Origin of the sequence: Kribbella sp. NPDC048928 (assembly GCF_043197975.1) — a bacterium.
Lineage (GTDB): Bacteria > Actinomycetota > Actinomycetes > Propionibacteriales > Kribbellaceae > Kribbella.
The window spans coordinates 31,055-46,028 of sequence record NZ_JBICUC010000004.1 but is presented as its reverse complement, the minus strand read 5'-3'; the positions used below and the strand labels follow the sequence as shown (position 1 = coordinate 46,028).

Sequence of the window (14,974 nt, the reverse complement as noted above, 5' to 3'; positions counted from 1 at the left end):
CCAGTGCGTCGAGCGTGCAGGATCTCCCTCGACTGCCTGTGACATAGATCACTCACGCTCGCGGTGCGCAGTTGCCGGATGACAGGGTGCAGCCATCGCAAGCGTCCGCCCCGCTTACGTGTGGGGTTCGGGCGTTCCGTCCGGGAACGAGCTTGGGGGCTCGTCAGCGTTCCCGGTCGTCCACGGAACTGGGAGGAAGCCCGTGAAAGTTCGATCCTGGCTGGCCGGTCTCGCGGCCGGCGCAGTCGCGTTGACCATGATGTCGCCGGGGGTCGCCAACAGCGCCCCGGTGCAGAACGGCCCCGAGCTACGGCAACTGGACACCCCGAAGGGTGGCGGTGCCGGCGTGGTCGCCAAGCGCGACGCTCTCGGCCGCGCGCACTCGATCCGGCCCACGACTCCGCTGAAGGCGCCGGCCGCGGTGGGGACGAAGGCGGCCAAGGCCGCGACCAGCAAACCCGACGCGCTCGCCGTCGCGAAGGCGCAGGTGGACAGCATCGCGCCGTACTTCGGTGCGCGTGCCTCCGACCTGGTGGCGAGCAGCAGCACGCTCTCGGAGTACGGCTCGCAGACCCGTTTCCAGCAGACCATCGACGGCGTTCCGGTGTACGGCGGCGAGATCGTCACGAACCTCGACAAGGCCGGCGCGCTCGAGTCCGCGAACGGTGAGGTCTCACTGGCGACGTACGGCAAGTTCCCGGCCGCCGATCAGGCCGGTGCGGCGCAGGCGAAGGCCACGCAGGCGGCCGTCGACGCGGTCGCGAAGCGCGGCAAGGTCGATGCGGGCAAGTTGACCGCGAAGCTCGACGGGCCGCGCTGGTTCGACCTCGGCCTGATGACCCGGATGCCGGGCTCGGCCGCGATCCCGGTGTACCTGTTCGAGGTGACCGGTCCCGGTGACGTCCGCTGGCAGGCGATGGTGCACGCGTCGGCCGGCCAGGCGCTGCTCGCCTGGAACCTGAACGAGAACCTGAACCGGGTGGTCTGCGACGCGAACCACACGGTCATCCAGACCGGCGCCGAGGACGTCCGCTGCGGCACGGTGTTCCCGTCGTCGCGCGCCGAGGGCGAGGCGCCGTCGAGCGTCCAGGACGTCAACCAGGTGTACGAGTACTTCGGCGACACCTCGAACTACTACGAGGGTCTTGGCACCGACCTGACCGAGCTGATCGGCGCCGACTACGGTGACGGCAAGGGCAAAGCGCTGCGCGGGACCGTACGGATCTGCGTCGACGGCGGCTGCCCGTACGCGAACGCGTTCTGGAACGGCGAGCAGATGGCCTTCGGTGAGGGCGTCAGCACCGACGACGTGACCGGCCACGAGCTGACCCACGGCGTCACGCAGCACACCTCCGGCCTGGCGTACCTGTGGGAGGCCGGGGCGATCAACGAGTCGCTGTCCGACATCATGGGCGAGTTCGTTGACCTCACCAACGGATCGGCGGACGACACCGCGGAGAACCGCTGGCAGATCGGGGAGGGCTCCAGCCTCGGCGTGATCCGGAGCATGTCCGATCCGACCAAGTTCGGCGACCCGGACCGGATGCGCAGCGCGAACTGGTTCGACGACGAGTTCTTCCAGGACAACGGCGGCGTGCACTTCAACTCCGGCGTCGGCAACAAGGCCGCGTACCTGATCGCCGACGGCGGCTCGTTCAACGGCCAGAAGATGCTCGGCATCGGGCTGGCCCGCTCCGAGGTGCTGTGGCACGAGACGCAGAAGTCGCTGACCAGCGGCGCCGACTACGGCGACCTGGCCGAGACGCTCCGGGCGAGCTGCACCAAGCTGGCCAAGAAGAAGAAGTACGGCATGACCAAGGCCGACTGCGCGCAGGTCGGCCTGGCGATCAAGGCCACCGAGATGGACTTCGAGCCGGCCATCGGCAAGCCCGCCCAGGCACCGGTCTGCGACACCACCGGCGCGAGGGCCAAGAACGCGTTCAAGGACAGCTTCGTCGAGTACCCGGACGGCAAGATCGTCCGCGACGCGGGCTGGGTGCTCGGCAAGGCCGAGGGCGTGGACGGTGCGCTGGTCGACACCTCGTACTCGCAGGACGGTGACGACTCGATGTTCGGGACGGTGACCGATCCGGCGGGCTCGATCAGCCTGCAGACCGCGAACGGCACGAAGATCAAGAAGGACAAGACGTACCTGCGGTTCACGCACGCGTACAACTTCTACAACGTGTTCATCATCTTCGGCGTCCGTACCGGCACCGCAAGCATGGAGTACTCCGACAACGGTGGGGCGACCTGGAAGGACACTGCCGACCTCAAGTGGGTCAACGGCCCGACCGTCGACCCGAACTTCACCGACGAACCGGCCGCCTGGCACGGGAACTCCGGCGGCTGGGAGACCAGCCGGCTCGACCTGTCGGACTTCAAGGGCAAGCAGCTGAAGTTCCGCTGGACCGAGCACGGCAAGGACTTCGCCGACCTGATCCCAGCGAACTGGTGGCTCGACAACGCCGCCATCTACACCTGTTCCAAGTAGGGCTCTGATGCGGGCCCCGCCCTCGGGCGGGGCCCGCACTCACCTCCAGAGCTCGCAGTGATGGTTGCCCCGGTCATCGATCGGTCCGGTCGCGCCCGGCGCGATGATCTGGGTGCTCGGCCACTGCGGCCAGCCCGGTACGCCGGGTCCGCTGGGGTCGCCGGTGCGGGCGAAGTTCGTCCAGTACTGCCGTAGCTGCTTGGCCAACTGCTGCTGCGTCGGCGTCAGCTCGTACTCGGCCCCACCGGCCGCGTCGAAGAGGTAGTTGAGCTCCGACCCGTGCGACGCGCCGGTCGGAAACCCCTGTGGGAACGGGACGTAGCCAGGCGCCGCCGGGTCGGCGAATTCGTAGGAGTACGCCGTGGTGTGCCGCGCGAAAGCTGCCGTCGTCGCCTGCTGGGTGCACGCCCAGACGCGATCGGTGTCCATTGCAGACCAGGCCAGCGCGGCCGCCCGCTCTCCCTCGTACGCCGACGACGGGTACGCCGCCTGGACCGCGGCCGCGTGCGATCCGAACGCTTCTTTCAGCCGCGTGGCGTAGTTGTCGCTCGTCACAGGATTGCTCAGGAGCTCCGCGACCGATGCGATCGCACGTGCCTCGTCCTTGGTGTGGCCGGACAGAGTCGGGATCGGTGGGAACAGGCCGAGGTCGAGTGCCTTGCCGGGCTCGACCGGGAGCGTCGCGTTGCCGTAGGCAACGGATCCGAACGCGCCGGACTCGGTGAACACCTTTGTGGTGTCCAGTCCGCGTAGGCAGCGCAGGACCGCTGTACTCGAACCGGTGCACCCGAGGCGCGTGGCAGCGGTTCTGCCCGTCTGCTGGACCTTGGATACGGGCTGCCAGAACGAGCCGGCCGGAATGCCGATGGCGAGACCGTTCGCGGGCCAGTCCAGCTTGCACGACCCGCTCTCCAGGATCGCGCGGTCGACGAGGCCGCGGGTCGCGGGTGAGGTGAGCAGACCGCAGGTCCCGATGCCGCCACCCGATTCTCCGAACAGCGTTACATTGTGCGCGTCGCCGCCGAACGCGCCGATGTTCCGCCGGACCCAGCGCAGCGCGGCCTGCTGGTCCTGCAGCCCGAAGGTGCCGGACCCGTTCAGCCCTGCCAACCCGAAGTTGCCGAAGACACCGATCCGGAAGTCGACCGTCACGACGATCACGTCGCCCTCGGTCGCCAGCGAGGTCGGTACGTGCTGGCTCCCTGACCCGGAGCTGAATCCGCCGCCGTGCGACCACACCATCACCGGACGGGGCTTGGCCGGCTTGCCCTTCGGTACGGTGACGTGCAGGTACAGACAGTCCTCGGAGGTGTCGGTCCGGGGCTGCCCGTCATCACCGAGCTGCGGGCAGTACGGCGTTGCCTTCGAAGCATCCCGTACGCCGGTCCACGACGCCGGCGGACGCGGCGCACTCCACCTCAGCGCGCCAACCGGCGGAGCGGCGTACGGAATGCCCTGGAAGGTGACCGTCGACGGGCCGGTCGTGCCACGCACCAGTCCGTCATGGATACGCACGACCTCCTGAACTGGAGGCGAGGCTGGTCCGGGGAGGACGCTCAACACGCTCAGTGCTGCCGTGAGAAGGCTTCTGATCATGCGGTCCAGCCTGTGTGCCGCGTGCCGCCGAGTGCAGTAGCCAGATGGCTACTTCTGCTGGCCAACGGTCGACGATCCGCCCGGCGGGACCGGGCTTCTCCTACCCTCGGAAGGGTGGAGGACCCGGAGAAGCTGCCCTGGCAGCGCCTGACCGAGGTCGGTCTGACGTTGCTGGCCTATTTGGTTGCCGCGACCACGCTGGCCGGGGAACTGACTGCCCATCCGCGACCGGCGCAGGCCTGGATCGTGCTGGACCTGGTGGTCGGCGCGGTCGGTCCGGCCCTGCTGATGTTCCGGCACCGCCGGCCGATCCCGGTCGTGGCCGTGCTGCTCGCGCTGACAGCGGTCAGTACGACGACCGGTGCCGCGGCGGCGATCGCCTCGGTCCTGGTCCGGCGTCGCTACCAGCAGGCGCTCACGGTCGCCGGGTTCGCGCTCGCGGCGGTGACGGTGAATCTGCTCGTCCGGCAGGGCTTCACGACGTACTGGCCGATCTTCGGTGTGCTGGTGATGATCGGTGCGATCGAGCTCGGGTTGTTCCTGCGGCTGCGGCTGCGGCTCTCACGGGAGGCCGCGGAGCGGGTACGACGGGCCGCCGCCGAGGAGCAGGAACGGATCGAGCACGCCCGCCGCTCCGAGCGGCTGCGGATCGCCCGCGACATGCACGACGTACTCGCACACCGGATCTCGTTGCTGAGCGTGCATGCGGGCGCATTGGCCTTCCGGCCCGACGCACCGGCCGCGGACGTTGCCGCGACCGCCGAGGTGATCCGTGGCGCGTCCCACGACATCCTCACCGACCTGCAGAAGGTGATCGGCGTCTTGCGGGACGACAGCGGCCCGGCGGAGCTTCGGCAGCCTGGAGCCCAGGCGATCCGGGAGCTGGTCGAGGACGCGGTCCGCTCCGGGCAACAGGTGCGGGCCGATGCGTTGCCGCCAGCAACCGTTCCGGACGCGGCCGGGCGGGCTGCGTACCGGATCGTTCAGGAGGGTCTGACGAACGCACGTAAGCACGCCCCCGGCCGGGAGGTGCGGATCGAGTTCGGCACCGCGGACGGCCTGACCGTTGTCGTTAGCAACAAGCTGTCGGCGTCCTCGGAAGCCGCCCTACCGGGGACGGGACTGGGGCTGATCGGGTTGCGCGAGCGGGTGGAACTGCTCGGCGGACGGCTGAGCTACGGGGCGTCGGACGGGGCCTTCCGGCTGGCCGTCTGGCTACCCTTGGCGTCATGAGGACGCCCGAGGGACGACCGCTGCGGGTGCTGCTCGTTGACGACGATCCGCTGGTGCGGATGGGGCTGCGGACGATGCTCGGCGGCCTACCGGACCTGGTCGTCGTAGGGGAGGCCGACGACGGAGCCGAGGTCTCCGACCTGGTGACCACGACCCGGCCCGACGTCGTACTGATGGACCTGAAGATGCCCGGGACCGATGGCATCACCGCGACCGCCCGGCTCCGCGACCACCCGGATGCACCGGCGGTGATCGTGCTGACCACCTACGACGCCGACGACCAGGTGCTGCAGGCGCTCCGGGCCGGCGCTGCCGGGTACGTACTGAAGCACACGCCACCGGCCGACATCGTGGACGCCGTCCGCCGCGCTGCAGCTGGCGAACCGGTGTTGTCGCCGACAGTGCTTGCCGGACTGATCCAGCACGTCACGACACCGGACGGTGAGCGTCGTGAGGCGCGCGAACTGCTCGGTGCACTGACGGAACGCGAGCGTGCGATCGCGAACGCCATCGCGCGCGGTCTGACCAACCGGGAGATCGCCGCCGAGCTCTACCTCAGTACGGCGACGGTCAAGGCGCACCTGACCCGGCTGATGGCGAAGCTCGACGTGGCGAACCGGACCCAGGTCGCCGTGCTCCTGCACGCGGCGGAGTGAGTCAGCAGGCGGCGGCGCGTTCGAGGAGGAGTTTGCGTTCGCGTTCGTTGCGGGTCAGGGCGGCGGCCTTCTCGAACTCGGCGCGGGCCTCGGGGAGGCGACCGAGTTTGAAGAGCAGGTCGCCGCGGACGCTCGGCAGCAGGTGGTAGTCCTTGAGCGACGGATCGTCGGCGAGCAGGTCGACCGCCTCGAGGCCGCGTTCGGGGCCGAACGCCATCGAGATCGCGACCGCCTGGTTGAGCTCGATGACCGGTGAGGGCGTGACCTGCGAGAGGACCGCGTACAGGCCGGCGATCCGGGCCCAATCGGTGTCCTCGGGATCCGCGGCGCGGGCGTGGCAGGCGGCGATCGCGGACTGCAGGAGGTACGGGCCGGGTGGCTTCTCCAGGGCCCAGGCGCGGTCGATGCCTTCGAGGCCGCGAGTGATCAGGAGTCGGTCCCAGCGGCGGCGGTCCTGGTCGAGGAGCAGCACCGGCTCACCGTCCGGGCCGGTCCGTGCGTTCGCCCGGGAGGACTGGAGCTCCATCAGCGCGAGCAGGCCGAGCACCTCAGGCTCGGTCGGCATCAGCTCCGCGAGCAGGCGGCCGAGCCGCATCGCCTCGTTGCACAGCGTGGGGCGCATCCAGTCGTCGCCGGCGGTCGCGGAGTAGCCCTCGTTGTAGATCAGGTAGACGACCTCGAGGACGGACTGCAGGCGTTCGAGCAGGTCCGGTCCGGCGGGTACCTCGAACTCGACGCCGGCCTTCGCCAGGTTGCGCTTGGCCCGGACGATCCGCTGCGCGATCGTCGCCTCCGGAGCCAGGAACGCGCGGGCGATCTCGTCGGTCTTCAGACCGCCGAGCAGCTTGAGAGTCAGCGTCACCCGCGCGTCCATGGTGAGCACCGGATGACAGGCGGTGAACACGAGCCGGAGCAGGTCGTCCTCGATGTGGTCCTCGAGGATCGCCTCCACATCATCCTCGACGCTGTCGCCGTCGATCTCGAGCTCGTGGCCCATCTCGGCGAGCTTGCGCTGGTAGGTCTCCTTGCGCCGGATCAGGTCGATCGCGCGCCGCTTGGCGATCGCCATCAGCCAGGCGCCCGGATTGTTCGGCACGCCCGACGTGGGCCACTGCTCCAGCGCCGCCACCAACGCGTCCTGTGCCAGCTCCTCGGCCAGCCCGACGTCCCGTACGATCCGCGCGACGCCCGCGATGATCCGCGCCGACTCGATCCTCCAGACCGCGTCAACCGCCCCCTGCGCCTCAATAACCGTCACCCGCCGATAGTAGACAGATCCAAGGCAGCCCCGCCCCCTCACCAACCGGCCCGCGCGCGCTCGCCAGGCGGACCGCTCCCACTCACCAAGCCGCCGCCCACGCTGTGCGGCCGGCCCACCTACGCCCAGCGGTCGGCTTCGGGCGGCGGTGGTGCCGGGTTGGTGAGTGGTGGCGGGTCGCCAGGCCATCACAATTGGGCCGGCTGGCTCGGGCTGAGCGGGAGGCGGCGTGGGTGGTGCAGTTGTGATGGCCTGGGGGTCCGCTACTTCAGGTGCCAGAGTGAGGTGACCTCCTGGTTGCGCGCTCGGGGGTGCCGGGGTGTGATGTCCACGCGTCCGGCGACCTGGAGGCCGCCGGCGCGGATCAGGCTGAGCAGTTCGGCGCGGGATCGGAGGGCGAGGTGTTCGGCCAGGTCGGAGAGGAGTAGCCAGACCTCCCCACCCGGCTTCAGGTGATCACGCACGCCGGCCAGGAAGGCGCGGAGCATCCGGCTGTCCTCGTCGTAGACGGCTTGGTCCAGGAGCGTGAGTGGTGTCGCGGGGATCCACGGCGGGTTGCACACGATCAGGTCGGCCTGGTCAGGCGGGAACAGGTCGGTCTCCTGTACCTCGGCGTTCACCTGCAGTCGTTCGAGGTTCTCGCGGGCGCACGCGGCAGCTCGCGGGTTGTTGTCGGTGGCAATCACTTGCGGGATCCCGCGACGGGAGAGGATCGCGGCCAGCACTCCAGTCCCGGTGCCGAGGTCGAAAGCGGTGCTGCCAAAGGGGAGTGGGTGTTGCGCGACCAGGTCTGCGTACTCCGATCTGGTTGGCGCGAAGACGCCGTAGTGCGGGTGGATCCGCTCGCCGAGCGCCGGCACGTACACGCCCCGAACGCGGAGCTGATGCGCCCCGATCACGCCGAGCAACTCGCGCAACGGAACCCAGCGCGTGGACGGCTCGCGCAACGGAACCCAGCGCTCACGGGGTGACCGGACGTCAACGCTGCCTGACGTGGACGAGTCGCGGTGCGTGTCGGGCGGCGGGCCGTAGGCCTCGGCGCAGGCCTTGCTGACGTCCGGGGCCCGGCGCAGTTCGACCTGATGGTTGGTCATCGGGACCAGTAGTGCGTTCAGTACGCGGACGCGGTCCGCCTGCTGTTGGCGCTGGTCGTGGAATGAACCGCTGCGCGGTGCCGGAAGTCGGCGGCCGAGCGCGGCGAGGAGTTGTTTGGCGTTGTGATAGTCACCTGTCCAGTGGAGCGCGGTGCCGCGGTGGATCAGACGGAGTGCCTGGTTCGCGGAGATGGTGTCGTCGACATGCATGGGTCGTCCCTGCCGGTGCGAAGTGGAGATGGGCAGCACGGCTCACCCGGAGGCCTGATCGGCGCCGGGGAGCGGACGACGGAACTAGCGAACTACCGCCGCATGTCTGGGCAAGGTCACCGACCAACCGTAACCAGGAACTCGGTCGTCCGGCGCTGCTCGTCCGCGGTGCCGATCGGAGCCAGCATCGCGTCGGTGACCCCCGCGTCGCGCAGCCGGTCGAGCTGCTTGGTGATCGAGTGCTCGTCACCGGCGATCAGTACGTCGGCCGGGCCGCTGGCGCCCTCGCGATCGAGTACGGCGCGGTACTCCGGCACCTGACCGGACAGTGCGAAGTCGGTCGCGTACCGGGCTCGTGCCGCGTCGGTGTCGGTGGTCAGGCAGACGTGCAGTCCCGCAACGACCCGTGGGGCGGGCCGGCCTTGTGCCGCCTTGGTGATGGACGGTACGACGTACTCCTCGAGGGTCCTGGGGCCGGTCATCCAGGTGATGGTGCCGTCGGCCAGTTCGCCGGTGACTTTGAGCATGGCGGGCCCGAGCGCGGCGACCAGTACGGACGGCTCGGCGGCGCCCTCGATGGCGACTGCACCGACTGCGGTCAGGGTCTCGCCGTGGTGGTCGACTGCCTCGCCTCGAAGGAGCGGGCGCAGGACCTCCAGGTACTCGCGCAGGCGCCGGGCCGGGCGGTCGGTCGGCAGGCCGAACATCGCGTCGACCATCCGGGCGATGCCGACGCCGATCCCGAGCGTCAGGCGGTTGCCGGTCGCCGCCTGGACGGTGAGCGCCTGGCTCGCCAGCATCAGCGGATGCCGCTGCGGAATCGGCACCACAGCAGTACCAAGCTCTCGCGGCCCCGCCGCTGAGGCGCCCGCCAGGGTGATGAGCGCGTCGAGGTTCGGCCCCTGGGTGACCCAGGCGGTGTCGATGCCGTTGGCTGTCCGGATCTGCTCGCCGATGCCGGCCAGATCACGCTGCTGGCGGGCGTCCCCGAACGCCAGTCCGATCCGCATCCTGTGCTCCTCACACGAGAGTAAGTGGGGTACTACCCCGTTTAACCCCTGTTACGATATGGGGTAGTACCCCAGTTAGCAAGGGAGCCGACGGTGCGCGCGGATGCCCAGCGGAACCGGGACCTGATGGTCGCGGCCGCCGCCGAGGTGGTGGCCGAGCAAGGGGCCGAGGCCTCCCTGGAGGAGATCGCACGCCGCGCGGGCGTCGGCTCGGCGACCCTGCACCGCCATTTCGGCGGCCGCGTCGCGCTCCTCGAGGCCGTCTTCGAGACCAGCATCGCGGGCGTCTGTACGCGGGCCGAGGAGCTCGCAGACCACCCGGATCCCCTGCAGGCGCTGACGATCTGGCTGCGCGGCATGGTCGCCCACATCGCCACCGTCCACGGTCTGGGTCCGGCGCTGGTGATGAGCGCCGACCACGGCTCGCAGTGTCACCTCCGGATCCGTACGGCCGGCAGGCGCCTGCTCGAGCGGGCGCAGAAGGACGGCTCGGTGCCCGCCGACGTGGAGATCTCCGACCTGCTCAAGCTGGTCAACGGCATCGTCCTGGCCAGTGGCGAGGACGCGACCCAGGCCGACCAGTTGCTCACGCTGGCAATCCGGGGGATAGCACCCGCGCCCAACCAATAGACTTCGCTGCGAACCACCACCCCCGAAGACGGCTCGAGGTTTGCTGTGCTCACCATGCAGGAAGCGCTCATCGCGCTCACGAAGTACTGGACCGATCGCGGCTGCATGATCGTGCAGCCGTTCAACACCGAGGTCGGTGCCGGAACGCTGAACCCGGCGACCATCCTGCGGGTGCTCGGTCCCGAGCCGTGGCGGGTGGCGTACGTCGAGCCGAGTGTCCGGCCGGACGACAGCCGCTACGGCGAGAACCCGAACCGCCTGCAGACCCACACCCAGTTCCAGGTGGTGCTGAAGCCGGACCCGGGCAACCCGCAGGAGCTGTTCCTGGACAGCCTGACCGCGCTCGGCATCGACATCGACGCGCACGACGTCCGGTTCGTCGAGGACAACTGGGCGAACCCGGCGACCGGCTCCTGGGGCCTCGGCTGGGAGGTCTGGCTGGACGGCCTCGAGATCACCCAGTTCACGTACTTCCAGCAGGCCGGCGGCATGACGCTGGACCCGGTGTCGGTGGAGATCACCTACGGCATCGAGCGGATCATGATGGCGCTGCAGGGCGTCTCGCACTTCAAGGACATCGCGTACGCGCCGGGCATCTCGTACGGCGAGGCCTTCGGCCAGGCGGAGTACGAGATGAGCCGGTACTACCTCGACGACGCGGACGTGGAGTCGCAGAAGCGGCTCTTCGAGGAGTACGCGAACGAGGCCCGCCGGATGATCGACGACCGGCTGCCGGTGCCCGCGCACATCCAGGTCCTGCGCTGTTCGCACACGTTCAACGTGCTGGACGCCCGCGGTGCCGTCAGCACGACGGAACGCGCGAAGGCGTTCGGCCGGATGCGGACGCTGGCGCGCGAGGTCTCGCGGCTGTGGGCCGAGCGCCGCGAGGAGCTGGAGCATCCGCTGGGTCTCGCCGAGCTGCCGCCGGCGGCAGCGGAGCCGACCGAGTTCCCGGTGAGTACGGGCACCCGGCAGCTGACCTTCGAGATCGGTACCGAGGAGATGCCGCCGTCCGAGGTCACGAAGACTGCCGCTGCCGTGCAGGCCGCGCTGGAGGAGAAGCTGGCCGCGACGCGGCTCGAACACGGTGCGATCACGACGTACGCGACCCCGCGCCGGGTGGTGGCGTTCGTCGCCTCCGTCCAGGCCGGTGAGCCGGACGCGGAGCGAGTGGTTCGCGGTCCGCGGAAGTCGGCCGCGTACGACGCCGACGGCAACATCACCAAGGCGGCCGCCGGGTTCGCGCGTGGCCAGAAGGTCGAGCAGAGCGAACTGCACGACCTCGAGGTCGACGGCGTCGAGTACGTCGCGGTGACCAAGCCCGATCCGGGTCGCGGTGCCGCCGAGGTGCTGAGCGGCGTACTGAGCGAGATCGTCGCCGGTCTGCGCTCGGACAAGAACATGCGCTGGAACGACGCGAAGCTCTCCTTCACCCGCCCGATCCGCTGGCTGGTGGCGCTGCTCGGCGACCAGATCGTGCCGGTGTCGGTCTCCACACTCGCCGCCGGCCGCACCACCCGCGTGCACCGCACCGCGGCGCAGCCGAAGGTCGAGATCGCGTCCGCCGAGGGGTACCTGGACCTGCTGCGGATCCACGGCATCGAGGCCGACCCGGCGCGCCGGCGGGCGACGGTCGTCGAGGCCGCCGCGGAGCTGTCCACCAAGGTCCAGGGCACGGTCGACGTCGAGGGCGAGTCCGCGCTGGTCGACCAGATCGTCAACCTGATCGAGGAGCCGACACCGATCCTCGGCGACTTCGCGCGAGAGTATCTGGACCTGCCGAGCGAGATCCTCACCACCGTGATGCGCAAGCACCAGCGCTACCTGCCGGTACGGGACGCGGACGGCAAGCTGCTCCCGCACTTCGTTGCCGTGGCCAACGGTTCGGTCGACGAGGACCTGGTGCGGGGCGGGAACGAGGCGGTGCTGCGGGCGCGCTACGAGGACGCCGCGTTCTTCTGGCGCGCCGACCTGGACACCCCGCTGGAGTCGATGAAGGGCGAGCTCGACAAGCTCGCGTTCGAGGAGCGGCTCGGCTCGATGGCGGACCGGGCCGGCCGGATCGGCCGGATCGCGCTCGCCCTGGCCGCCAAGATCGACCTCGACGGCGACGAGCTGGCTACGTTGCAGCGGGCCGCCGAGCTGGCGAAGTTCGACCTCGGCTCGCAGATGGTGGTCGAGCTGACCAGCCTGGCCGGCACGATGGCCCGCGAGTACGCCAAGCGCGCCGGGGAGTCCGACGCGGTCGCCGAGGCGCTGTTCGACATGGAGCTGCCGCGGTCCGCCGGTGACCCGATCCCGTCGACGACGCCGGGTGCGCTGCTCGCGCTGGCGGACCGTTTCGACCTGCTCGCCGGCCTGTTCGGTGTCGGCGCCAAGCCGACCGGCAGCTCGGACCCGTTCGCGCTGCGCCGGGCGGCCGGCGGTGTGGTCGCGATCCTGCGCGAGCACCCGGAACTGCGGGCGATCACGCTTGCCACGGGTCTGCAGGCGGCGGCCGCGGAGATCGGTGCCCAAGGCATCGACGTACCGGCGGACTCGCTGGACGAGGTGGCCGAGTTCACCGTCCGGCGGTACGAGCAGCAGCTGCTCGACCGTGGCGACGACCACCTGCAGGTCGCCGCAGTGTTGCCGTTGGCAACTGCCCCGGCCGCGGCCGACGAAACGCTGAAGACGCTCCAGAGCCTGGTCGGCAACAGCGACTTCGCCGGCCTGGTCGCCGTTCTCCAGCGGGTCCGCCGGATCGTCCCCGACGGCACCGAGGCGTCGTACGACTCGAGCAAGCTCACCGAGCCGGCCGAGGTCGCGCTGCACGAGGCCGTACAGAAGATCGGTCAGGCACCGACCGGCCTGTCCGACTTCGTCGCCGCGACGTCCGTTCTGGTCGAGCCGGTGAACGCCTTCTTCGACGAGATCCTCGTGATGGCGAAGGAGCCCGAGATCCGGGCCGCGCGCCTGGGCCTGCTCGCCACGATCAGCCGACTGGCGGCGCCGGTCCTCGACTGGCAGGCATTGGGTACGAGCCTCAGCCCGGCAGAGTGAGCCTCGGAATCAGCCGCTCCGCGATCAGGCGGTAACCCTCGGGCCCTGGATGCAGACCATCTGTGTACAGGGCCCGAGCTTCGTCCGTGCTCAGAATCGTGCGGCCGTCGATGACACGTACGCCGGGGTCGGTGCGGGCGCCGAGCTCGACGCAGGCGCGGACGTCGTCGAGCGTGAGGCCGACCGCATTCGGTTTGCCCTCCCTGTCCGGGACGGCCAGCGCAGTGATGACGATCAGCGGGGTCCGGGGATGGCCTTCGCGTACGGTGGCAATGAACGACTCGACCTGGCCGGGGAGCGTCCGGCCGCTGTACGTCGCGCCGCCGTGGATGTTGATGCCCAGGCACAGCGAGATCAGCTCGGCAGGCAGGTCGCGGATCGTGCGGGCGGCGATCGGGTCGAGGTGGCATTCACCGGAGAAGCCGAGCGAGACGCCGTTCCAGCCGTTCGCCCGGGCGACCAATGCGGGCCATGTCTCCGATGGTCCGGAAGCCCCGCCGGCTTGGGTGATCGAGCTGCCGTACGTGATCCATCGCGGCCCGGTCGGCGCCAGCGGCTCGGCGTCGCCGTCGAAGGACACCTCCCGGAGTGCGATCCTTCCGGCCTGAGGGAGCCAGATCTCGACCTCGGCAGCGCGGCCCGGTAGCTCGATCCGCAGTCGCTGCTCGCCCTCCAGCACCTCGCATCGCCGGTGCAGCTCGCCGTCGACCAGGACGTCGACGGGGGAGATCCTCGTGTAGATGCCGAGCGCGGCGCGGACCTCCAGCTCGACCGATGTCGCCGTGGTGCGCCAGGCTGCGCGCACCCCCGCGGGTGTCGCGGCCCGTTCCCACAGGCGATGGCCGGGCCGGTCCGGATGCCCGGTCCAGTCGGACAGCCGGAAGTCGTGATCGCGCGGGTCGAGTCGCCAGAACGTGGTCCAGCCGCCGGCATCGACGGCGGCGTGGCGGAACCCGGTCCAGGGTGCAGCGGTCATGCGCGGACTCCTCGGATACCCCGCAGGGATCGGGCCGCCGGTTCGGCGGCGGCGGACGTGAGACGGGCGACGGCGCGCGCACCGAGGCTGGCCTCGACATGCGCCAGCATGACGGTCGTCGCGGTGCCGGAGTCGCCCGCGGCGATCGCGTCGACCAGGGCGCGGTGCTCGAAGTGCGTGCGGTCCAGATCCGCCTCCGTACGGCCGTCCTCGAGCGCGAGCCGGCGATAGCGGTCGGCCTTGTCCCAGAGCCCGTCCAGACTCTGGATCAGCAGCTGGTTGTGGGACGCGTTGTAGATCGCCACGTGGAACCGGCGGTGCGTGAGCAGCTCGGCCGATCCGGGATCGGCGCGCAGCGGACGCAACTCGTCGGCCGTCTGCCGGATCAGTGCGAGGTCGTCGCGAGTACGGCGTTCCGCGGCGAGGCCGGCCGCGAGCGGGTCGAGCGAACGGCGTACCTCGATCAGGTCGCGCGCCTCCTCGAGGGTCAGCCGGGTGACGCGGGCGTCGCGGTGCGCGTCGAGCTCGACCAGGCCCTCGGTCATCAGCCGGCGCAGCGCCTCGCGCAGCGGCGTCGTACTGACACCGAGCTCGCGGGCGAGGGCGGCCTGCGGGATCACCGCACCGGGCTCCAGGTCGCCGCGGAGCACCTGCTCACGGACAAGCTCGTAGGCACTCTCTGCCTTCGTCACCGGGCCTCCTTGCGGTTATAACGTCGAATCGCAGCATATCAAGGCGCGAGACGTCCCGGCGCGATGTCTTGACGTGAGTCGTT

Annotated in this window: 11 protein-coding genes; 5 read left to right on the top strand and 6 right to left on the bottom strand. The window is 70.0% G+C overall.

Going from position 1 to position 14,974, the window contains the following annotated elements; all coding sequences use genetic code 11:
* Positions 1 to 202: 202 nt before the first annotated feature.
* A complete protein-coding gene (locus tag ACGFI6_RS18075) occupies positions 203 to 2,494 on the top strand; it encodes a M4 family metallopeptidase (protein WP_393119829.1) in 2,292 nt (763 codons plus the stop codon).
* A gap of 39 nt (positions 2,495 to 2,533) precedes the next feature.
* On the opposite strand, the gene ACGFI6_RS18070 is transcribed toward ACGFI6_RS18075, so the two are convergent.
* Positions 2,534 to 4,009 (bottom strand): carboxylesterase/lipase family protein, encoded by a 1,476-nt coding sequence (locus ACGFI6_RS18070; RefSeq protein ID WP_393119827.1) that lies wholly within the window; start codon positions 4,007 to 4,009, stop codon positions 2,534 to 2,536.
* A gap of 195 nt (positions 4,010 to 4,204) precedes the next feature.
* Between ACGFI6_RS18070 and ACGFI6_RS18065 the strand changes: the two genes are divergently transcribed.
* Positions 4,205 to 5,323, top strand: a complete 1,119-nt coding sequence (locus tag ACGFI6_RS18065) for a sensor histidine kinase (RefSeq protein WP_393119826.1) — start codon at positions 4,205 to 4,207, stop codon at positions 5,321 to 5,323.
* Entirely contained in the window at positions 5,320 to 5,979 is a 660-nt protein-coding gene (locus tag ACGFI6_RS18060) for a response regulator (RefSeq protein ID WP_393119824.1), read from the top strand. Before ACGFI6_RS18065 ends, ACGFI6_RS18060 begins: the two co-directional genes overlap by 4 nt.
* Before the next feature lies 1 nt (position 5,980).
* On the opposite strand, the gene ACGFI6_RS18055 is transcribed toward ACGFI6_RS18060, so the two are convergent.
* From ACGFI6_RS18055 to ACGFI6_RS18045, 3 genes are all read right to left on the bottom strand, one after another.
* Positions 5,981 to 7,237, bottom strand: a complete 1,257-nt coding sequence (locus tag ACGFI6_RS18055) for an RNA polymerase sigma factor (RefSeq protein ID WP_393119822.1) — start codon at positions 7,235 to 7,237, stop codon at positions 5,981 to 5,983.
* Between the two features lie 263 nt (positions 7,238 to 7,500).
* Entirely contained in the window at positions 7,501 to 8,541 is a 1,041-nt protein-coding gene (locus ACGFI6_RS18050) for a methyltransferase (RefSeq protein ID WP_393119820.1), read from the bottom strand.
* 116 nt (positions 8,542 to 8,657) lie between these two features.
* On the bottom strand, positions 8,658 to 9,551 hold the full coding sequence (locus ACGFI6_RS18045) for a TIGR03564 family F420-dependent LLM class oxidoreductase (protein WP_393119818.1): 894 nt from the start codon (positions 9,549 to 9,551) through the stop codon (positions 8,658 to 8,660).
* Positions 9,552 to 9,644: 93 nt separating this feature from the next.
* Between ACGFI6_RS18045 and ACGFI6_RS18040 the strand changes: the two genes are divergently transcribed.
* Together ACGFI6_RS18040 and ACGFI6_RS18035 are read left to right on the top strand one after the other, a co-directional pair.
* Complete coding sequence (locus tag ACGFI6_RS18040) at positions 9,645 to 10,181, top strand: TetR/AcrR family transcriptional regulator (protein WP_393119816.1); 537 nt, start codon at positions 9,645 to 9,647, stop codon at positions 10,179 to 10,181.
* Positions 10,182 to 10,235: 54 nt separating this feature from the next.
* Complete coding sequence (locus ACGFI6_RS18035) at positions 10,236 to 13,223, top strand: glycine--tRNA ligase (RefSeq protein ID WP_393119814.1); 2,988 nt, start codon at positions 10,236 to 10,238, stop codon at positions 13,221 to 13,223.
* Here ACGFI6_RS18035 and ACGFI6_RS18030 read toward each other — a convergent pair.
* The gene (locus tag ACGFI6_RS18030) at positions 13,207 to 14,199 is read right to left on the bottom strand and encodes a GDSL-type esterase/lipase family protein (protein WP_393119812.1); all 993 of its coding nucleotides are present in this window, start codon (positions 14,197 to 14,199) and stop codon (positions 13,207 to 13,209) included. The genes ACGFI6_RS18035 and ACGFI6_RS18030 overlap by 17 nt on opposite strands.
* Positions 14,196 to 14,891, bottom strand: coding sequence for a GntR family transcriptional regulator (locus ACGFI6_RS18025; RefSeq protein ID WP_393119811.1), 696 nt, complete (start codon positions 14,889 to 14,891; stop codon positions 14,196 to 14,198). The genes ACGFI6_RS18030 and ACGFI6_RS18025 overlap by 4 nt, the downstream gene beginning before the upstream one ends.
* Positions 14,892 to 14,974: the final 83 nt, after the last annotated feature.